The sequence below is a fragment of the Undibacterium sp. Rencai35W genome, from assembly GCF_049340185.1.
In the GTDB taxonomy this organism is placed as follows: domain Bacteria; phylum Pseudomonadota; class Gammaproteobacteria; order Burkholderiales; family Burkholderiaceae_D; genus Undibacterium.
Genome location: NZ_JBMPPC010000001.1, coordinates 572,072 through 590,607 on the forward strand (window position 1 = coordinate 572,072; position 18,536 = coordinate 590,607).

Annotated in this window: 18 protein-coding genes; 15 read left to right on the forward strand and 3 right to left on the reverse strand. The window is 48.2% G+C overall.

The features are described from left to right. Nucleotides 1-43: 43 nt before the first annotated feature. The 3 genes from ACO0K3_RS02550 (at nucleotide 44) to ACO0K3_RS02560 (ending at nucleotide 3,739) form a co-directional block, all read left to right on the forward strand. The gene (locus tag ACO0K3_RS02550) at nucleotides 44-1,354 is read left to right on the forward strand and encodes a homoserine dehydrogenase (protein WP_422981583.1); all 1,311 of its coding nucleotides are present in this window, start codon (nucleotides 44-46) and stop codon (nucleotides 1,352-1,354) included. A 304-nt stretch (nucleotides 1,355-1,658) separates the two neighbouring features. Beyond that, nucleotides 1,659-2,369, forward strand: coding sequence for a queuosine precursor transporter (locus tag ACO0K3_RS02555; RefSeq protein ID WP_422981585.1), 711 nt, complete (start codon nucleotides 1,659-1,661; stop codon nucleotides 2,367-2,369). A gap of 77 nt (nucleotides 2,370-2,446) precedes the next feature. Continuing rightward, on the forward strand, nucleotides 2,447-3,739 hold the full coding sequence (locus ACO0K3_RS02560; protein WP_422981587.1) for an MFS transporter: 1,293 nt from the start codon (nucleotides 2,447-2,449) through the stop codon (nucleotides 3,737-3,739). Nucleotides 3,740-3,796: 57 nt separating this feature from the next. Here ACO0K3_RS02560 and ACO0K3_RS02565 read toward each other — a convergent pair whose 3' ends face one another. The 3 genes from ACO0K3_RS02565 to ACO0K3_RS02575 all read right to left on the reverse strand — a co-directional run bounded on the left by ACO0K3_RS02565 (nucleotide 3,797) and on the right by ACO0K3_RS02575 (nucleotide 6,088). Beyond that, nucleotides 3,797-4,582: an NRDE family protein gene (locus ACO0K3_RS02565; protein ID WP_422981589.1), complete on the reverse strand. Its 786-nt coding sequence runs from the start codon at nucleotides 4,580-4,582 to the stop codon at nucleotides 3,797-3,799. Next, nucleotides 4,573-4,860 carry a DUF4936 family protein gene (locus ACO0K3_RS02570; RefSeq protein ID WP_422981591.1) on the reverse strand — a complete coding sequence of 96 codons (288 nt, stop codon included), beginning with the start codon at nucleotides 4,858-4,860 and terminating at the stop codon, nucleotides 4,573-4,575. Before ACO0K3_RS02570 ends, ACO0K3_RS02565 begins: the two co-directional genes overlap by 10 nt. Before the next feature lie 172 nt (nucleotides 4,861-5,032). Then, nucleotides 5,033-6,088, reverse strand: coding sequence for a YgfZ/GcvT domain-containing protein (locus ACO0K3_RS02575; RefSeq protein WP_422981593.1), 1,056 nt, complete (start codon nucleotides 6,086-6,088; stop codon nucleotides 5,033-5,035). Between the two features lie 86 nt (nucleotides 6,089-6,174). Here ACO0K3_RS02575 and mltG point away from each other — a divergent pair, with 86 nt between their 5' ends. From mltG to ACO0K3_RS02635, 12 genes are all read left to right on the forward strand, one after another. Then, nucleotides 6,175-7,161: an endolytic transglycosylase MltG gene (gene mltG, locus ACO0K3_RS02580; protein ID WP_422981595.1), complete on the forward strand. Its 987-nt coding sequence runs from the start codon at nucleotides 6,175-6,177 to the stop codon at nucleotides 7,159-7,161. Between the two features lie 145 nt (nucleotides 7,162-7,306). Then, nucleotides 7,307-7,942 (forward strand): dTMP kinase, encoded by a 636-nt coding sequence (tmk, locus tag ACO0K3_RS02585; protein WP_422982101.1) that lies wholly within the window; start codon nucleotides 7,307-7,309, stop codon nucleotides 7,940-7,942. After that, nucleotides 7,939-8,973 carry a DNA polymerase III subunit delta' gene (locus ACO0K3_RS02590; protein ID WP_422981597.1) on the forward strand — a complete coding sequence of 345 codons (1,035 nt, stop codon included), beginning with the start codon at nucleotides 7,939-7,941 and terminating at the stop codon, nucleotides 8,971-8,973. The genes tmk and ACO0K3_RS02590 overlap by 4 nt, the downstream gene beginning before the upstream one ends. Nucleotides 8,974-8,983: 10 nt before the next feature. Then, a complete protein-coding gene (locus tag ACO0K3_RS02595) occupies nucleotides 8,984-9,373 on the forward strand; it encodes a PilZ domain-containing protein (protein WP_422961706.1) in 390 nt (129 codons plus the stop codon). A gap of 103 nt (nucleotides 9,374-9,476) precedes the next feature. Continuing rightward, the gene (locus ACO0K3_RS02600) at nucleotides 9,477-9,983 is read left to right on the forward strand and encodes a GNAT family N-acetyltransferase (protein ID WP_422981599.1); all 507 of its coding nucleotides are present in this window, start codon (nucleotides 9,477-9,479) and stop codon (nucleotides 9,981-9,983) included. 197 nt (nucleotides 9,984-10,180) lie between these two features. Continuing rightward, the gene (locus ACO0K3_RS02605) at nucleotides 10,181-11,095 is read left to right on the forward strand and encodes a 23S rRNA (adenine(2030)-N(6))-methyltransferase RlmJ (RefSeq protein WP_422981601.1); all 915 of its coding nucleotides are present in this window, start codon (nucleotides 10,181-10,183) and stop codon (nucleotides 11,093-11,095) included. Between the two features lie 400 nt (nucleotides 11,096-11,495). Beyond that, entirely contained in the window at nucleotides 11,496-13,148 is a 1,653-nt protein-coding gene (locus tag ACO0K3_RS02610; protein ID WP_422981603.1) for a 3-(methylthio)propionyl-CoA ligase, read from the forward strand. Nucleotides 13,149-13,265: 117 nt separating this feature from the next. Further along, entirely contained in the window at nucleotides 13,266-14,501 is a 1,236-nt protein-coding gene (locus ACO0K3_RS02615; RefSeq protein ID WP_422961702.1) for a branched-chain amino acid ABC transporter substrate-binding protein, read from the forward strand. 95 nt (nucleotides 14,502-14,596) lie between these two features. Then, nucleotides 14,597-15,544, forward strand: a complete 948-nt coding sequence (locus ACO0K3_RS02620; protein ID WP_422956797.1) for a branched-chain amino acid ABC transporter permease — start codon at nucleotides 14,597-14,599, stop codon at nucleotides 15,542-15,544. Between the two features lie 3 nt (nucleotides 15,545-15,547). Continuing rightward, a complete protein-coding gene (locus ACO0K3_RS02625) occupies nucleotides 15,548-16,834 on the forward strand; it encodes a branched-chain amino acid ABC transporter permease (RefSeq protein ID WP_422981605.1) in 1,287 nt (428 codons plus the stop codon). Beyond that, complete coding sequence (locus ACO0K3_RS02630) at nucleotides 16,831-17,607, forward strand: ABC transporter ATP-binding protein (RefSeq protein WP_422956795.1); 777 nt, start codon at nucleotides 16,831-16,833, stop codon at nucleotides 17,605-17,607. The genes ACO0K3_RS02625 and ACO0K3_RS02630 overlap by 4 nt, the downstream gene beginning before the upstream one ends. Next, nucleotides 17,604-18,305: an ABC transporter ATP-binding protein gene (locus ACO0K3_RS02635; protein ID WP_422981607.1), complete on the forward strand. Its 702-nt coding sequence runs from the start codon at nucleotides 17,604-17,606 to the stop codon at nucleotides 18,303-18,305. The genes ACO0K3_RS02630 and ACO0K3_RS02635 overlap by 4 nt, the downstream gene beginning before the upstream one ends. The last annotated feature ends 231 nt before the right edge of the window (nucleotides 18,306-18,536 follow it).

The window sequence follows — 18,536 nt, forward strand, 5'->3', positions numbered from 1 at the left end:
TTCTGCGAACTAAAATAAAACCCATTCTTACTAGTTGAATATTATGAAACCCATCAAAGTAGGCCTGTTAGGCATAGGCACCGTCGGCTCCGGCACATTTAATGTTTTGAAGCGCAATCAGGAAGAGATTACGCGTCGCGCTGGTCGTTCGATTGAGATTGCCATGGTGGCAGATCTGAACGTTGAGCGGGCGCGTGAACTGACTCATGGTGAAGTCGAAGTCGTGACTGATGCCAATCTTGTTGTCACCAATCCAGAGATTGATATTGTCATCGAACTCATTGGCGGCTACGGCATCGCCAAGGATTTGGTATTGAAGGCGATCGCCAATGGCAAGCACGTGGTGACCGCCAATAAGGCCTTGCTCGCCACGCACGGGAATGAAATTTTTGCTGCGGCACAGGCGAAAGGCGTGATGGTCGCGTTCGAGGCTGCCGTCGCAGGTGGTATTCCCATCATCAAAGCCTTGCGTGAAGGTTTGACGGCCAACCGCATCCAATGGATTGCAGGCATCATTAACGGCACCACCAATTTCATCTTGTCCGAGATGCGTGATAAGGGCTTGGATTTCGACACCGTGCTGAAAGAAGCGCAAGCGCTGGGTTATGCCGAAGCCGATCCGACCTTTGATATTGAGGGTGTCGATGCAGCACATAAGGCGACCATCATGGCGTCGATTGCTTACGGTATTCCTATGCAATTCGACAAGGCTCATGTCGAAGGTATCACCAAGCTCGAAGCGACAGATATACGCTATGCAGAACAACTGGGTTACCGCATCAAACTGCTTGGCATCACCAAGCGTACCGAGCAAGGTATAGAACTGCGTGTCCATCCAACACTAATTCCAGAAAAACGCCTGATCGCTAACGTCGAAGGAGCAATGAATGCCGTATTAGTGCAGGGTGATGCCGTCGGTGCGACGCTGTACTACGGTAAAGGGGCCGGTGCCGAGCCGACTGCCTCTGCCGTGATTGCTGACCTGGTCGACATTACACGCCTGGCAACTGCCGATCCTGAACATCGTGTACCACATCTGGCTTTTCAGCCGAATGCCATGAGCAGCCTGCCGATTCTGCCTATGTCTGAGATCGTCACCAGTTACTACTTGCGTATGCATGTTGCAGATCAGGCTGGCGTTCTGGCCGACGTCACTAAAATTCTCGCTGACTTCTCGATCTCTATCGATGCGATGCTGCAAAAAGAACCGGGCGAAGGGGAGAAGAAGACCGACATCATCATCCTTACACATCAGACACAGGAAAAAAATATCCTGTCTGCGATTGCAAAGATTGAAGGCCTGTCTACCGTGTTTGGCTCAGTAACGAAGTTGCGGCTGGAAGAGTTGAGCTAAACGATCATAAAGCTGGCATAAATGCGCCACTCAAAGTGTATGAAAATACTGTCGGCACGTAATTGGCTACGATGTAGCCAGGGCGGATAAAGCAGGAGTGCCACAAAACATAGCAAAACAGCGTGAACCTCGTTAAGTGGTCACGCTGTTTTTGTATCTACGTTACTATTTAGCACATCCAAAAATGAAAATTGTTCGTATCATCAAGCGTATCCAATGATGATCTTGGATAAGTTGACGAATAACCGACCTAATCCGAAATTTCGACAAGCTGGTACTTAACATCAACACGGAATACTGACCAATGACACGTCCCGTCGCTCAATACAAATACTACGATTTCGTCATGGCGGCTTTTGTGACGGTATTACTTTGTTCGAATCTCATCGGGGCGGCCAAGGCTGCAGAGGTGACCTTGCCTCTAGTTGGGACCGTGACTTTTGGTGCCGGTGTGTTGTTCTTTCCGATTTCGTATATCTTCGGTGACGTACTGACAGAAGTCTATGGCTACGGACGAGACCGGCGCGTGATCTGGGCCGGTTTTGGTGCTTTGATTTTTGCCGGCGTCATGTCGGCCGTGGTGTTGTCTCTGAAGCCTGCAGCGGATCCCTTCAATCGCGATTATCAGACGCATCTGGATGCCGTATTCGGGAATACACCGCGCATTGTACTGGGATCGATGATTGCGTTCTGGTGCGGTAGTTTTGTGAACAGCTATGTCATGGCCAAAATGAAAGTGGCAATGGCTGGCCGTCAACTCTGGATGCGAACCATAGGTTCGACGATTTGCGGTGAGTTTGTCGATTCGAGCCTATTTTATGTGATCGCGTTTTACGGCATCTGGTCAAACCAGCAGTTGGTCACTGTCATCATTGCGCAGTACGTGTTGAAGACGAGCTGGGAGGTGGTAATGACGCCGTTCACCTATAAAGTAGTCGCATTCTTAAAGCGAAAAGAGAACGAAGATTATTACGATAAAGATACCGATTTCAATCCTTTCAAACTCAAAGCCTAGGTTGATGAACGATGTCGGCTGAACGCTCTTGATCCTATGCTTTCAATTCAAAAACATCACAAACAGTGACGGATAAGATGAGCCGAATGTCGTTTGCCGGATTACTGAATTATGGCCTTTTTGGCTTGCCACTAGCTCTAGTCGCATTGCCTATTTATGTGTATGTACCGCAGTTTTATTCTGCACGTTTCGGGCTATCGTTAACCTTGATCGGCACCGCACTTTTGCTGGCGCGCTTGCTCGATGCGTTCATTGACCCGGCAATCGGCTGGTGGATAGACCAGAACCGGCACCGCCGATCGCATGCTCGGTATATTACATTCGCTTTGCCTGCGCTGATTTTTGGTTTTCTTGCTTTATTTCATCCATTGCCAGTCGCTAATTTTGCGCCGTTTTATTGGTTTCTCAGCTCATTGATGGTGGTGTATGCGGGCTTTAGTTTGGCAACAATTGCGCACCAAAGCTGGGGCGCCGCGCTGACTCAGGCGCCATTAGAACGGACGCGGCTGACGGCAGTGCGCGAGGCTTGCGGCTTGCTCGGCGTCATTTCAGCCGCAGCATTATCACAATTAGCGAGCATTGCCTGGTTGTCGACGAGTTTCGTCTTCACACTCTTACTGGCGAGTAGCTTACTGATCAGCTACGCACCCAGACCCGCTGCCAGTAATCGGCCGGATGCAGCGGAGCCGGAGTTTGGCAATCAAGATGGGGGGCGCTCTGACGTTGCGCAGATATTTGCCTCACTGACATTACCATTCCAAAACCACTATTTCCGGCATTTATTTACTGTATTTGTCGTCAATGGTATTGCGGCATCGATTCCGGCGACTTTATTCTTGTTTTTTGCTAAAGACCGTTTGCAGCTTGAACATTTATCCGGCGTATTTTTGATCGTGTATTTCGTCGCTGCAGCCTTGTCTATGCCATTGTGGGTAATGGTGGCAGGCCGGTTGGGCGAGGCGAGAGCCTGGCTGTGCGGCATGGTGTTATCGATTGTCACGTTTATGTGGGTATTTGGCTTGGGCGCGGGCGCAGCGACATCATTTGGTCTGGTCTGCGTCTTATCAGGATTTGCCCTCGGAGCGGATCTGGCTTTGCCGCCCGCGTTACTGGCCGCAGTCATCCGGCGTGGTGGCCATAGCGGACAAAGAGAGGGCGCCTATTTTGGCGCATGGAATTGGGCAACCAAGATGAATCTGGCGCTGGCTGCAGGAGTGTCATTGCCGCTATTGGATTATCTGGGCTATACGCCCGGGACTTCCGATACTCAGGGCATATTTGCTCTCGGTATCGCTTATGCGATTTTGCCGTGCCTGCTCAAGCTGATTGCTGCGGTGTTGCTGTGGCGTGCGCCTTTACGCGATGTGTGAATGAAATTGCTTGATGCGAAGATATGCGAAAAAATTTTCGTGAAATACTGAGCAGGTCTAACGCAGTAGTTTTTCGTGAAATTCAGCCGGATGATGGCTGTGAATTTTTACCAGACTCGATACACGCGTTCCATAATCGGGGGACTCTATGCATGCCGCAGATAACAATCGCTCCATCTCAAAACTCACTCCGGTATCGGGCAGGCGGCAGTCTGGCGCTGGCGTCGTATTCGACAGCATTTCAAAGTAAGCCTCCTCAGGTGCGCGCTGGCAGAGCAGGCTGGCGAACTCTGCCTTGGTCTTGACAACCTTGGGCCAAGGCGTATCCAGCGCAGCGTTAGAAATCCCATAAATACCGGGTGGCAGTGCCTGACCGTTGCGCGGATCGTCCCGTTTGCGATTTGAAAACCAGATCAGATCATTGTCGTCGCCAACCAGCAGATTGAATCCATTGTAGTCATCGACTTTATCTTTGATGCTGGCAATATAATCTTGTGCGGACAAACTGCCAGTCAGGTAGTCTGAGACGAGTTTGCCACGTGACGGCGCATCTGTTCTTTTCTCAGATGGTGCACGGACATTCGTGATGGCAGCAAATTTCTTCATGGCAGTTGACTGTTCACCTGCATGACTCTCGCCACCACTATTGCTATCGGGGCTGCCCAGTTCAGCAACGCCCATCCACGTTCCACCTGACTGCAAATCACGTCCGCCAAAAACATGCGGCGAGTTTTCCCACCAGATTGCCGGTGCGGCAGGCCGGTCATAGAATTCGTCACGGTTACTGGCCACGATCAGAGGAGTATGCGGAAGCAGCTTCCAGGCAAAAACGATCAGACACATGGAATCACCTCCATAAAAAACTCAGGATGACGCTCACCATCTATCAGTGGTAATAAGCGCGTCTGCTGTACCGCCACTGTCAGGCTGGCGATGAAGTTGTCGGGAACATGGCGATAAATTTCCATCCAGGTATGCAAGCCATTACTGATCTCCGGACGTCGTTGCAACCCACCGCTGACACCAGTCTGAGCACGCAGTGCAGCTTGCATGCCACGTACTTGCCCTAACACCTGATCCTGAAACTCTACCGGTACTTTGTAATAAATATAGCAATCCATACTTGTCATCCTTCATCAGTCCCGACAATTTCCCTGACAGCAATCCATTTTTTATGACCACTTTATAGGGAGTATAGGTATTTATCAGCCTTATCCGCTTATTCTAGGTGCGTATTGGGTCAATTATTTACCATACTAGGGATGAGTATATATTTATTTGTCTTTATTAACATCAGGCTGTAACGTCAATCACCGGATATGGCAAAGCAAGGAAGGTTAGCGTGGCTCCGGTGCTGGATGCGAGGTGAATAGAGCCTGCCTCCTGATCGGCGACTTTGATCTCGACCAGGCACAGGCACTCACCCTCACTTACCCATTCGGCATTCACAATCATCCCGCAAGCTTGCGCCGCCTCTTCACTTGTGAATACTTCGGTGCCTGGCATAATCGGCTGATCACCGTCATAAGCGATGCGCGCCAGCGCCATGCGGCGCTTTAACTTGCCAAGATACTGGCTACGGGCGACGATTTCCTGGCCGGGATAGCAGCCTTTTTTAAAATTCACACCGCCAATTAGCTCAAAATTCACCATTTGCGGCACGAACTGTTCTTGTGTTTTATCGATGATCTGTGGGATTCCGGCTTGAATATTGGTCAGTCGCCATGCGCTTGCATCGACAATCGCCAGTTCTTTTTGCAGCAGGGGCCATATCTCTTGCGCGATCGCATTGCTGGTACTCCATTGGTAGCGAGCGATGTGATTGGCATCGCTGATACGAATCAAGGTGCCGAATGGCGTCTCTGTTTTTGCATATGCTTCGTAAGGCAATTCCGGAAACCAGCGTAACAAAACACTTGCTGCGGCAGTACCGCCAAGGCCCAGCACAATCTGGTCTGCACTGATATCTTGCAATTTTGCTTTTGCCCGCAAGATAAACATCTGCAAACGCTTATGAATCGCTGGTTTGATCGATTGATGCAGTTGCAGCGCGATACCTTCACTGGTTTTCCAATACAGAAAACTGGCAATCATCCGACCTTTCGGTGAGCAATAGCAGGCAAGCTTAGCCTGATCATCTTTTAAATGCTCGACATCATTGGTCAATTGATTATGCAAAAAAGTGGCGGCATCTTCACCCGTTGCCAGCAACAATGCCTGATCCGTCAGGGCCGCAACAAAGCCCGTTTGCAATGCTTGTGCAGTAGAGTTTTGCCATACCGGAAGGCCATTCGTCTTGTTCTGTTGCACTAAAAAATCCTGCCAGCTCGTCATTGTTTCTGTGTTCATGAAGTCTCGGTTTAAAATACGGGTCACAATTTCGATTATAGTGCGCTCCGGCAAAATGCGTTTGCCAACCACGTCTCCTCTTTAGCATGGCATTCATAAAAAAACTTTTTCTACTGGCGATTCTACTTGGCAGTGCGGCGGCAGGTGGCATGATCTACTGGACTGGCCAGCCGATTCACGGTGAACCGGAAGCGATTGACTTCAACGTCAAAAGTGGCAGTAGTGTACGTAGTGCTGGCAAACAAATGCAAGAGGCAGGCGTACCGCTGAACCCCTGGCTGTTTGAAATTCTCGCGCGAATCACTGGCAAAGCCAACAAACTCAAAGCAGGTTCCTACGATATTGAAGCAGGCAAAACGCCCATGGATCTGCTGGACAAGCTGGTCAACGGGGACTTCGCATTCGCGTCTCTGTCGATCATTGAAGGATGGACGTTTCAGCAAATGCGTAAAGTCATTAATAGCCATCCATCGATCAAACATAGCACAGCGAGCATGTCCGATCGCGAGTTGATGCGTAAGGTCGATGCTGATTTTGCACAGCCCGAAGGCTTATTTTTCCCCGACACCTATTTATTCGCCAAGGGGAGCAACGATCTGGAGATTTATCAGCAAGCCCATGCCTCTATGCTCAAAAAATTGAATGAAGCCTGGGCGAACAGAAATACCCTATTGCCGTACAAGACTGCATACGAAGCACTGACGATGGCATCCATCATTGAAAAAGAGACGGGTCAAAAAGCTGAGCGTACCTTGATTGCATCTGTTTTTATCAACCGCTTGCGAACAGGAATGTTGTTACAGACAGACCCCACGGTGATTTACGGCATGGGAGAACAATACAAAGGTAAAATCAGAAAACATGATTTACTAACCGATACACCTTACAACACCTACACTCGCGCTGGTTTGCCGCCCACGCCGATTGCCTTACCCGGTATCGCTTCGCTGACGGCTGCATTTAATCCAGCAAAAAGCGATGCGCTGTATTTTGTAGCAAAGGGAGATGGCACCAGTCATTTTTCAGATAATCTGACTGAACACAATCGCGCCGTAAATAAATACCAGCGCTGATGCCGACGATGCTTTAACCGCATGCAACGCGTATGCAATGAATTAAATAACGAATTGAGTGAATTGAATAAGTAGTATGAACACAAAAATAAAAACAGATCACATGGAAAACGGCACCCCACAAGACCCGGTCAAAGGTAAAAGCATGGGTAAAAGTAAAGGTAAATTTATTACCTTTGAAGGAATCGACGGTGCCGGTAAATCGACCCATATTACTTATGTTGCCGAAGTATTGACCCAGCATGGCAAACAAGTTATTTCCTCACGCGAACCGGGCGGAACCGTCTTGGGTGAAAAATTACGCGAATTACTATTGCAAGAAAAAATGCATTTAGAAACTGAGGCATTGCTCATGTTTGCCGTGCGCAGAGAACACATTGCCCAAGTCATTGAGCCAGCACTGGCCAGAGGTGATTGGGTTATTTCTGACCGATTTTCCGATGCAAGTTTCGCCTATCAGGGCGGCGGACGTAAGTTGTCGCTCGATAAACTGACTGCATTAGAGCAGTGGGTGCATCCACATCTGCAACCGGATCTGACCTTATTGTTTGATGTGCCGCTAGAGGTTGCCCGTGCACGTCTTGATGCGACTCGCGATCTGGATAAATTCGAACAGGAAAAAACCGATTTTTTTGCCGGGACGCGGGCAGAATACTTACGCCGGGCGGCAGAATTCCCCGAGCGTTTCCGTATCATCGATTCAAGCTTGTCTATTCCCGAAATCAGAGTACAACTCGATATCTTAATTGCCCAATTATGTAAGGATGCGACTTACTCATGACGCATCCTTTGTTTCACTGGCAAACAGACGCATGGCAGCAACTGAATTTGCTGCGTCAGCGCATGCCGCATGCCGTACTCTTGTATGGACCCGAGGGCATAGGAAAAACCGTATTTGCCGAACATCTGGCGCAATCCCTGTTATGTGAATCACCAACACCGGATGGCCACGCTTGTGGCAAGTGTGCTTCTTGTGGTTGGTTTGGGCAATACAGTCATCCCGACTATCGCCGCGTCCGCCCAGAATTGCTGGATGAGGAAGATCATATCGCCAGCGAAGCGGATGCGCCAGAGCCAGAAAAAAAAGCTAAAGCGAGTAAAGCGCCGTCCAAAGAAATCGTTATCAATCAAATCCGGGCCTTGTCGGATTTTATGAATATTTCTACGCATCGCCAGGGACGACGTGTGATCGTATTGTATCCGGCCGAGGCCTTGAATATTCCGGCCGCGAATGCCTTGCTCAAGTCGCTGGAGGAACCTAATCCGAATACGGTCTTTATTTTGGTATCCAATAGCCTCGATAAATTACTGCCGACAATTTTGTCGCGTTGTCATAAATTCGCAATGGGGATGCCAGATACCGCACAAGCTCTGGCCTGGCTGAAAACACAACAGCTCGCTGATGCCGAAACCTGGCTGGCGCAGCAGGGCGGGGCACCGCTCTCGGCGTTGCAAATGGCACAATCAGAAGACCGTGCTGAATTTGATGATTTTTTACGACAGTTATGCAAACCCGGTGTGGAGTCGAGTTTGAAAATTGCAGAAAAAATGCAAAAATTAAATGTACCTAATACGGTGGCGTGGCTACAGCGTTGGTTGTACGACATTTTTTCTTGTAAACAAACGGGCAGAATCCGGTATCATCCACGCTATCAAAAAGAGTTAGCGGCACTGGCAACACGGGTAGGCACACCGGCCTTATTGCAGGTGATTAAAAACACGAACGAGCGGCAAGCGATAGCCAGCCATCCTTTGTCAGCTAAACTCTTTATCGAAGACATGCTGCTGGATTACTCTTCACTATTTCACTGAAAGCTTGTTTATGGCCGACTTACCAGCCGATCTTAGTGCTCCTCTGAACATGCCGACACCGGCACGTCCGTCTGTTTTATCGCTGGCGATTAAAGAAAAAGCGGCGTTGTATTCTGCTTATATGCCATTTCTAAAGAACGGTGGCATTTTTGTTCCGACGAACAAAAGTTACCGTTTAGGCGAAGAAATTTACTTGATTCTGACTTTACTGGATGATCCGAATAAATATCCGATCGCTGGCAAAGTCGCCTGGATCACGCCGGCAGGTGCGGGCAATAATAAGTCACAGGGAATTGGTGTTCATTTTCCTGATGATGAAAGCGGCACGCGTATTAAATTGCGTGTAGAAGAATTACTGGGGGCGGCGATACGCTCATCTAGGGCAACGCATACTTTGTAATCCAATGCTGACCAACGCTTCGCAGGTCACGCGCTTATGTCATTGCTAAATTTATTCTCTCTTTAGTTTCATCATTTTTGCTACTTATTCCCCATATTTCTCCATGACCGGATTTGTCCCATCACATCGCATCGCGACCTTTGACGATTTACCTGCTATCGTCGCGATTTACAACTCAACCGTTGCATCGCGTCAGGTAACCGCAGACACAGAGCCCGTCACAGTTGCGTCGCGCCATGCGTGGTTCAACGAACACACCCCGGATAAGCGGCCTTTATGGGTGATTGAGCAAAACGGTCAGATTCTTGGCTGGCTGTCGTTCTCTAATTTTTATGGTCGTCCTGCGTATTCGGGCACAGCGGAATTGTCGATTTATTTGCATGAAGATGCCCGTGGCAAAGGATTAGGGCGCTACCTTTTGACGGAAGCAATCGCTTTCGCTCCGCAAATCAACGTGCATACCTTGCTGGGTTTTATTTTTGGACACAACACGCCTAGCATGAATTTGTTTGCAAGCTTCAATTTTGAAATCTGGGCCAACATGCCTAAAGTCGCCACTCTGGATGGGGTTGAACGTGACTTGATTATTATGGGCAAACGGATTGCCTGATCCTGGCAGGCTTGTTAGATATCGATATCAATGTTTCCACGGCTAACACGTGTAAAAACATAGTCTGAAGCTCTTTTAAGCCTGTATAAGCGTAAAAAGAGTAAAATCCGGCATCTTATTACGCACATTACGCATCTTACTTACATGGCTTGCTTTCTTTTCAGAAGCAAGCCATCGATTTTTATAGGAATTCCACCATGCTGAGCTATCGCCACGGCTTCCATGCCGGTAATCACGCAGACGTTCTCAAGCATTTCGTCACGATTCAACTACTCAACTATTTAGGTCAAAAAGATACTGCCTACACGTATATTGACACCCATGCTGGCGCAGGTTTGTATGCGCTTGATGGCGGTTATGCGACTAAAAACGCGGAATTTGAAACTGGCATCGGTCCTCTTTGGGATCGTAAAGACTTGCCAGCGCCACTTGCCGAATATGTCGATCTGGTCAAAGAACTCAATCCCAGCGGCAAAATGCGCTATTACCCGGGGTCACCTTATTGTGCCGAGAAGATTTTGCGCGAGCAAGACCGTTTGCGTTTATTTGAATTACATCCTAGTGAAATTAAAATTCTCGCTGAAAATTTCCGCAAACTTGATGCGCATTCCGCAGCCCAGGGACATCGTCCCACCACTCGTGGCAAGCGCGTCATTATTACGGCAGGAGATGGTTTTGAGGGATTAAAGGCTTTATTGCCACCGCCATCGCGGCGCGGCCTAGTCTTGATTGATCCGCCTTACGAGGTCAAAGACGATTACCGACGTGTCAAAGATACGGTGGAAGATGGCTTGAAACGGTTCCCAACGGGCGTATTTGCTGTCTGGTACCCGGTATTGAATCGGCCAGACTCAAAACAGTTGCCCGAGCGGCTAAAGCGCTTGCAAGCCAACGGCTGGCTGAACGTAACATTGTCCGTCAGCGGTCCGTCTCCCGACGGATTCGGTCTGCATAGCAGTGGCATGTTCATCATCAATCCCCCCTGGACTCTGGAGGCAAGCTTGCGCGAAGTGATGCCATATTTAGTCAAGGTATTGGGTCGCGATGCGGGAGCAAGTTTTAGCATTGATTCTGGCGAAACGCAGACAATAGGGCGCGCACGTAAAAAATAAAACGTATAAAAGCCGAATTTATCCGATTGTCAGTACTCATTAAATACTCATCAAGTACACATCGAATACAAATTGCCGGAACAGAAATGTTACCGGCAATTTTTTTGTCTAAAAAAACTGTCAGAAAAAGACCAAAAAATGTCTCAAATTGTTGAATTATTTTTGCTCTATGTTGCACTGCAAATTCAGCATGGACGAAAAATCGAGTGATTCCTCTAAACAAAATTTAAATGAACAACTATTTACGTCAAAAAGATGGTGCCATGCAGCATAAATAAGGATTGACGAATTAGTACGGTCGTACAAAAATCGTTACAAGAAAATTTAATTTGATAAAAAGCAGATAAAAACGATGTAATTGTTGAACTAGTTCAGATGGCAACATAATTCAGGAGAGCAGATGTCGGAGTATCAACAAAGCCCGGTGATGGGCCAGATGATGAGCAAACCTTTGCTCATTTCCAGCATTATCGAACACGCAGACCGGTATTTTGGCAGCAATGAAATTGTTTCCCGCCGCGCAGAAGGTGACATCCATCGCTACAACTATCGCGAATGTCATCGTCGCTCTAAAAAACTAGCGAATGCCTTTAAAAAAATGGGCATCAAAATCGGTGACCGTATTGCTACGCTAGCGTGGAATGGCTACCGCCATATGGAAGCTTATTACGCAGTATCAGGTTCCGGTGCCGTGTTGCACACGATCAATCCTCGCCTGCATCCGGAGCAAATTGCCTACATCGTGAATCATGCAGAGGATCAGTATCTGCTGTTCGATATCACGTTCCTGCCTATCGTGAAAGCGGTCGCCAGCCATTGCCCCACCATCAAAGGTTTTATCATGATGTGTGATCGTGAACATTTGCCTGCTGATGGATCGGTTCCGAATTTGCTTTGCTATGAGGACTTGATTGACGCAAATGCCGATAATTTTGTCTGGCCCGAGTTTGACGAAAACTCTGCGTCCAGTCTTTGCTATACCTCTGGCACTACCGGTCACCCTAAGGGGGCACTATATTCACACCGCTCGACGGTTCTGCACTCTTATGCGTCTGCCATGCCAGATGGTCTGAATGTATCAGCACGGGACTCTGTCTTGCCTGTGGTACCCATGTTCCACGTCAATGCCTGGGGCCTGCCATATTCGGCACCGCTAACCGGAGCAAAATTAGTATTTCCTGGCCCGGCGCTGGATGGTAAGTCTTTGTATGAATTATTTGAACAGGAGAAAGTCACTTTCTCGGCAGGAGTTCCTACCGTATGGCTAGGTTTGCTGACCTATGTCGCACAAAATAATCTCAAATTCTCGACCTTCAAACGCACGGTTATCGGCGGCTCGGCCTGCCCGCCTGCCATGATGAAAACATTACGCCACACCTACGGCGTTGAAGTCGTGCATGCCTGGGGTATGACAGAAATGTCGCCATTAGGTACCACCGGCACGCTTCAGGCCAAGCACATGGCATTGTCCGACGATGCACAGCAAGCCATCCTTGAAAAACAAGGTCATGCCATTTTTGGTGTGGACATGAAAATTGTCGATGACGCAGGTAAAGAGTTGCCGTGGGACGGTAAGACTTATGGTAACTTGCTTGTCAAAGGTCCATGGATTATCAGTAGTTATTTTAAAAACGAGGGTGGCGATATTCTCGAAAACGGCTGGTTCCCAACGGGTGACGTAGCAACAATTGATGCTGATGGCTATATGCAGATCACAGATCGCAGCAAGGACGTGATTAAGTCCGGCGGTGAATGGATAGGCACGATTGATCTGGAAAATGTCGCGGTATCGCACCCAGCCGTGTTGCAGGCAGCATGTATCGGCGTATTCCATCCGAAGTGGGATGAACGGCCCTTATTACTGGTAGTAAAAAAACCAGGAGCAGAAATAGAAAAAGAAGAATTGCTAAAATTTTATGACGGGAAAATAGCAAAATGGTGGACACCAGATGACGTCGTTTTCATCGACGCACTGCCACTGGGAGCAACGGGGAAAATTTTGAAAAACAAACTAAGGGATCAATTTAAAGACTACAAATTGCCAACCGCCTGATTGTGATCAAAGAAAGGAGAGTGGTACGTCAGATCAACACTCTCCAACAAAAAAGCACGTAAAAAAAGTAAAAAAGTAATTTCCATAAACATCCACAAAAATACTGGAGTGAGACAAATGAAATTTCAATTACGTACATCTGTTTTAGCAATTGCCCTGGCATTGTCAGCACCGCTTGCGATGGCTGATACCATCAAGATCGCCTATATCGATCCACTGTCCGGCCCGTTTGCCCCTGTTGGCCAAAACATCTTGAATTCTTATCAGTACATTGCTGAAAAAGCCAATGCCGAAGGCTGGGCTGGTCCGCATAAATTTGAAGTCGTCGGCTTCGATAATAAAGGTAGTCCGCAAGAATCTTTGAGCGTACTGAAAACTGTGATCGACAAAGGCTTCCGTTACATCACCCAAGGCAACGGATCCGGTGTTGGCCTGGCGTTGCTTGACGCTGTCAACAAACATAATGAGCGCAATCCGGGCAAAGAAATCATTTACCTGAATCATGCTGCGGTTGATCCGGATATGACCAATGGTAAATGCAGCTTCTGGCATTTCCGTTTTGATTCCAACTCTGACATGAAGATGGAATCGCTGACCACCTACATGGCGCAGGACAAGAGTATTAAGAAGGTCTATATCATCGGCCAAAACTATTCTTTTGGTCATCAGGTTACTCGTGCCGCTAAAGAGTATCTGGCACGCAAACGTCCTGATATTCAAATTGTTGGCGACGACTTGCACCCTATCGGGCAGGTCAAGGATTTTTCTCCTTACATCGCCAAGATTAAAGCGTCTGGCGCTGACACGGTAATTACAGGCAACTGGGGTGCGGATCTGGCTTTGTTGATTAAATCAGCGAAAGATGCTGACTTAAAAGCAAATTTCTTTACTTACTACGCATCGACCACAGGTGTTCCAACAGCGATGGGTCCTGCTGGTGTCGATCATGTGAAGTACGTGGGCTACTGGAATGCTAACAACGAAACTTTTGCAGGTAAGGATATCGTTGAAGGATTCAAAGCCAAGTACAAAGACGACTATTATTCGATGGCGACCTATTCTGTTCTCGCCTATATGGGTAAGGCTGTCAAAGACGCCAAATCCATTGAGCCGGCAGCAGTGGCAATTGCCCTGGAAAACTCCAAAGTAAAAAGCCTGAACGGTGACACCGTTATGCGTAAATTGGATCACCAGATTCAACAACCACTGTATATTGCCACATGGGTAAAAACTAATGGCAAAGATGTGAAATTTGACCAGGAAAATACAGGTCTGGGCTGGAAGACGAATCAAAAAATTGATGCCTTCGTTGCTACTCAACCTTCGTCTTGTCAGATGAAACGTCCTGGTTAATCGGCAAAATCTGAGAGGGAGTTGCATTTCGATGCGCTCTCTTTTTTTTCATAAAAATAGTACGATCGTTCAAGATTTTAAAAAGGATCTTTGCTGTGGAATTCACATTGATCACCCTGCTGAACGGCGTCAGCTACGGATTGCTGTTGTTTATGCTTTCCTCTGGTTTGACGCTGATTTTCAGTATGATGGGCGTGCTTAATTTTGCCCACGCCAGTTTTTACATGTTGGGTGCCTATTTTGCTTACGGCATCAGTGTCAAATTAGGTTTCTGGCCAGCGCTGTTTCTGGCGCCGCTGATAGTCGGTTTTCTCGGTGCGATGGTGGAGCGCTACGGACTGCGTTCAGTGCACAAATACGGACATATCCCAGAACTGCTATTCACTTTTGGTTTGTCTTACGTGATTGTGGAACTGGTGCAGTTGATCTGGGGGCGCTCAACCGTGCCATATCCTATTCCGGCTGAGCTCGATGGTCCCTTGTTTACTTTGTACACCACGACCTTCCCTATGTATCGCGGCTTCATGATGTTTGTTGCTTTGCTGATGCTGGTTGCGATCTATTTATTGCTAACCAGAACAAGGATAGGCCTTGTGATTCAGGCGGCATTGACACATCCGGATACGGTAGAAGCTCTGGGGCACAATGTCCCTCGCGTGTTTATGCTGGTGTTTGGCGGCGGTTGCGCCTTAGCCGGACTGGCAGGTGTGGTCGGTGGCAACGCCTTCGTCACCGAGCCTGGTATGGCGGCAACACTGGGCAGCATTATTTTTGTGGTCGTGGTGGTCGGTGGCATGGGGTCGCTTGCCGGTGCATTTGTCGCCTCTATCCTGATTGGCGTACTGCAAACCTTTGCCGTGGCGCTTGATTATTCTTTCGTCACGGTATTTGCGAAATTAGGTACACAGATTTCCGCTACTGCACCGGGCTATTCGATGCTCAGCCTGACGATTGCTCAGGTAGCACCGATCATGCCTTACCTGCTATTGGTGCTTATCCTTATTTTCCGGCCAAAAGGTTTGCTGGGTACTCGCGAAGGATAAAAAATGACAACAACATTGACATATAAACCGCTAAATCTGGCGCGCTGGATCATCTGGCTTGGATTCGCAACCATGCTGATCATTGCGCCGCTGATTTTTAAATCAGGCGGGTCGCTTTCACTATTGTCCCAAATTGGCACGCTGATGATTTTTGGCCTGTCCTTTAATATGTTGTTAGGGCAGGGCGGCATGCTGTCGTTCGGTCATGCCGTTTATTCGGGACTTGGCGCTTTCTTTGCGATCCACGCGATGAATCTGGTGACTGATGGAACACTTATGTTTCCGATTACACTCATCCCATTCATCGGCGGTGTTGCTGGTATGTTTTTCGGCATCCTGTTTGGTTATGTTACGACGAAAAAATCCGGCACGACTTTTTCGATGATCACTCTGGGCATGGTCGAACTGGTATTCGCCAGTTCATTAATGTTCCCAAGTTTCTTTGGCGGTGAAGGCGGCATTTCTACTAATCGCGTGATTGGCAAAGCTTTTCTGGGCATTACCTACGGACCGCAGATCCAGGTGTATTACCTGATTGCAGCGTGGCTGTTTATCAGCACGATTGGCATGTATGCCTTCACACAAACGCCGCTTGGTCGGCTCGCTAATGCGGTCAGGGATAATCCTGAACGCGTTGAGTTTGTCGGTTACAACACGCAATGGGTCCGCTATCTGACCTTGATTTTGTCTGCTTTTTTTGCCGGCATTGCAGGCGGACTGTCAGCTATTAATTTTGAAATTGTGAGTGCTGAAAACGTTAGCGCCATTCGCTCTGGCGCTGTGCTGTTGTTCACGTTTATCGGAGGTATCGGCTTTTTCTTTGGTCCGATGATCGGCGCGGTGATCGGCGTTGTGTTGACGGTGATGCTGTCTGACTTCACCAAAGCCTGGCAACTCTATCTCGGTATTTTCTTCATCATCATCGTGATGTATGCGCCGGGCGGTATCGCCAGTATATTGATGCTGAACCTGCGAGTTGCCAAATTTGGTTTGTTCAAACGGGTCTGGCCATCCATGTGGAAACTTGTTCTCGCAACCACAATTGCTGCGTTCGGTACAGTGATCGGAATCGAAATGCTGTATCAGCGCACTTTGGAAGCATCGCAAAATTCTACCGTCAACTTATTCGGTGTAATGGTCGATACGGCACAACCTGCTGCATGGCTGACTGCCGGGGCGTTGATTGCCATCGGTGTCGTGGGATTCGTCATTACCAAATCCAGCTTTACACAAAAATGGGGCGAAGTCAGCACCGAAATTGAAGATCAAATGAGGAGGGTGCAATCATGAGTGTGACTTCATTGTTCTCTCTTGAGTTAAAAGATGTCAGAAAGAGTTTTGGCAAATCTGAAATCATCCGGGGGGCCAATTTGCAAGTGCCAAAGGGCGAACGGTTTGCAATCATCGGGCCAAACGGTGCGGGAAAATCGACCTTATTTAATCTGATCTCTGGCCGTTTTCCCATCAGCTCAGGTGATATTTTATTGAATGGCGAGAGTATCTCCACATTACGTCCGTTTGAGATTAACCGTCGTGGCTTGTCACGCAGTTTTCAGATCACCAATATTTTTCATCGCTTATCGGTGTACGAAAATTTACGCTGTGCGGTGCTGTGGTCGCTCGGCTATAAATATTCATTCTGGCATCGGCTTAACGGCTTGAAAGATGCGCATGAGCGAGCCGAAGCCGTATTAGAGCAAATCGGCCTAAAACGCCGGCGTGACATCACAGCTGGCCTACTGACTTATGCGGAACAACGTGCATTGGAAATTGGTATCACCATTGCTGGCGGTGCTGACGTCATCTTGCTCGATGAACCAACTGCCGGTATGAGCCGGTCGGAGTCTGATGCTGCCGTTGAGCTGATCCGCAAAGTTACCGTCGGCAAGACGCTGTTAATGGTCGAGCATGATATGAGTGTAGTGTTTGGTCTTGCAGATAAAATCGCCGTTGTCGTGTATGGCGAAGTCATTGCCTGCGATACACCTGTCAATATCCGGAATAACCAAAAAGTTAAAGACGCATATCTGGGTGGTCATGCCCCGGTGGAGGCCGCAGCATGAGTACATTATTAGAAATCAAAGGCCTGAATGCTTTCTACGGCAAAAGCCATGTCCTTCATGGTGTTGATCTTGTCGTCAATCAGGGCGAGATCGTCAGCTTATTGGGGCGTAACGGTGTTGGCCGCTCAACTACCGTCAAAGCCGCAATGGGGCAGGTTGACTCAACCGGGTCGATCAAGTTCAAGGGTGAAGAGATTATCGGCCTGAAAGCTTTCCAGATCGCCCACAAAGGATTAGGTTATGTGCCGGAGAATCGCGATATTTTTCCGACCTTAACAGTGGAACAGAACCTGATTCTGGGAGAAAAGTCAGGTAAAAAATCGCGCTGGTCGCTCGACGATATGTACAAAATGTTCCCGCGCCTGAAGGAGCGTCAACATACTGCGGCGGGCGTTCTGTCTGGCGGTGAACAACAAATGCTGACGCTATGTCGTACGCTGATGGGAGATCCTGACCTGATCATGATTGATGAGCCGACAGAAGGGCTGGCACCAAAGATCGTCGAATTAGTTGCTGAATATCTCAAAGAACTTAAAAATCGTGGAATATCCGTATTGCTGGTTGAGCAAAAACTCGCGATCGCACTAGAAATCTCGCAAAGGGTCTACGTCATGGGACACGGCAGTATCGTGTTCGAAGGAAGTCCCGCCGATTTGCGTGCCAACGAAGCGATTCGCAAAGAATGGCTAGAGGTATAAGCATTAGTTTAGTCTAAGGTTTAATATACTACTCACCTGTATATTTTAGGACACTAGGCAATACAAGCGGCATAGGCATATTTCTCATGAAATGATGGGGAGTATGCCTTTTTTGACTAAGTAAAAAATTTTCTCCTAAAATAATACGACCGTACTTTTTTGCGGTATAGTAGAGATGACGTAAAAACTCGCAGACAGCATTCTGGTCAGCAAGCGGCATTCAATTTACCT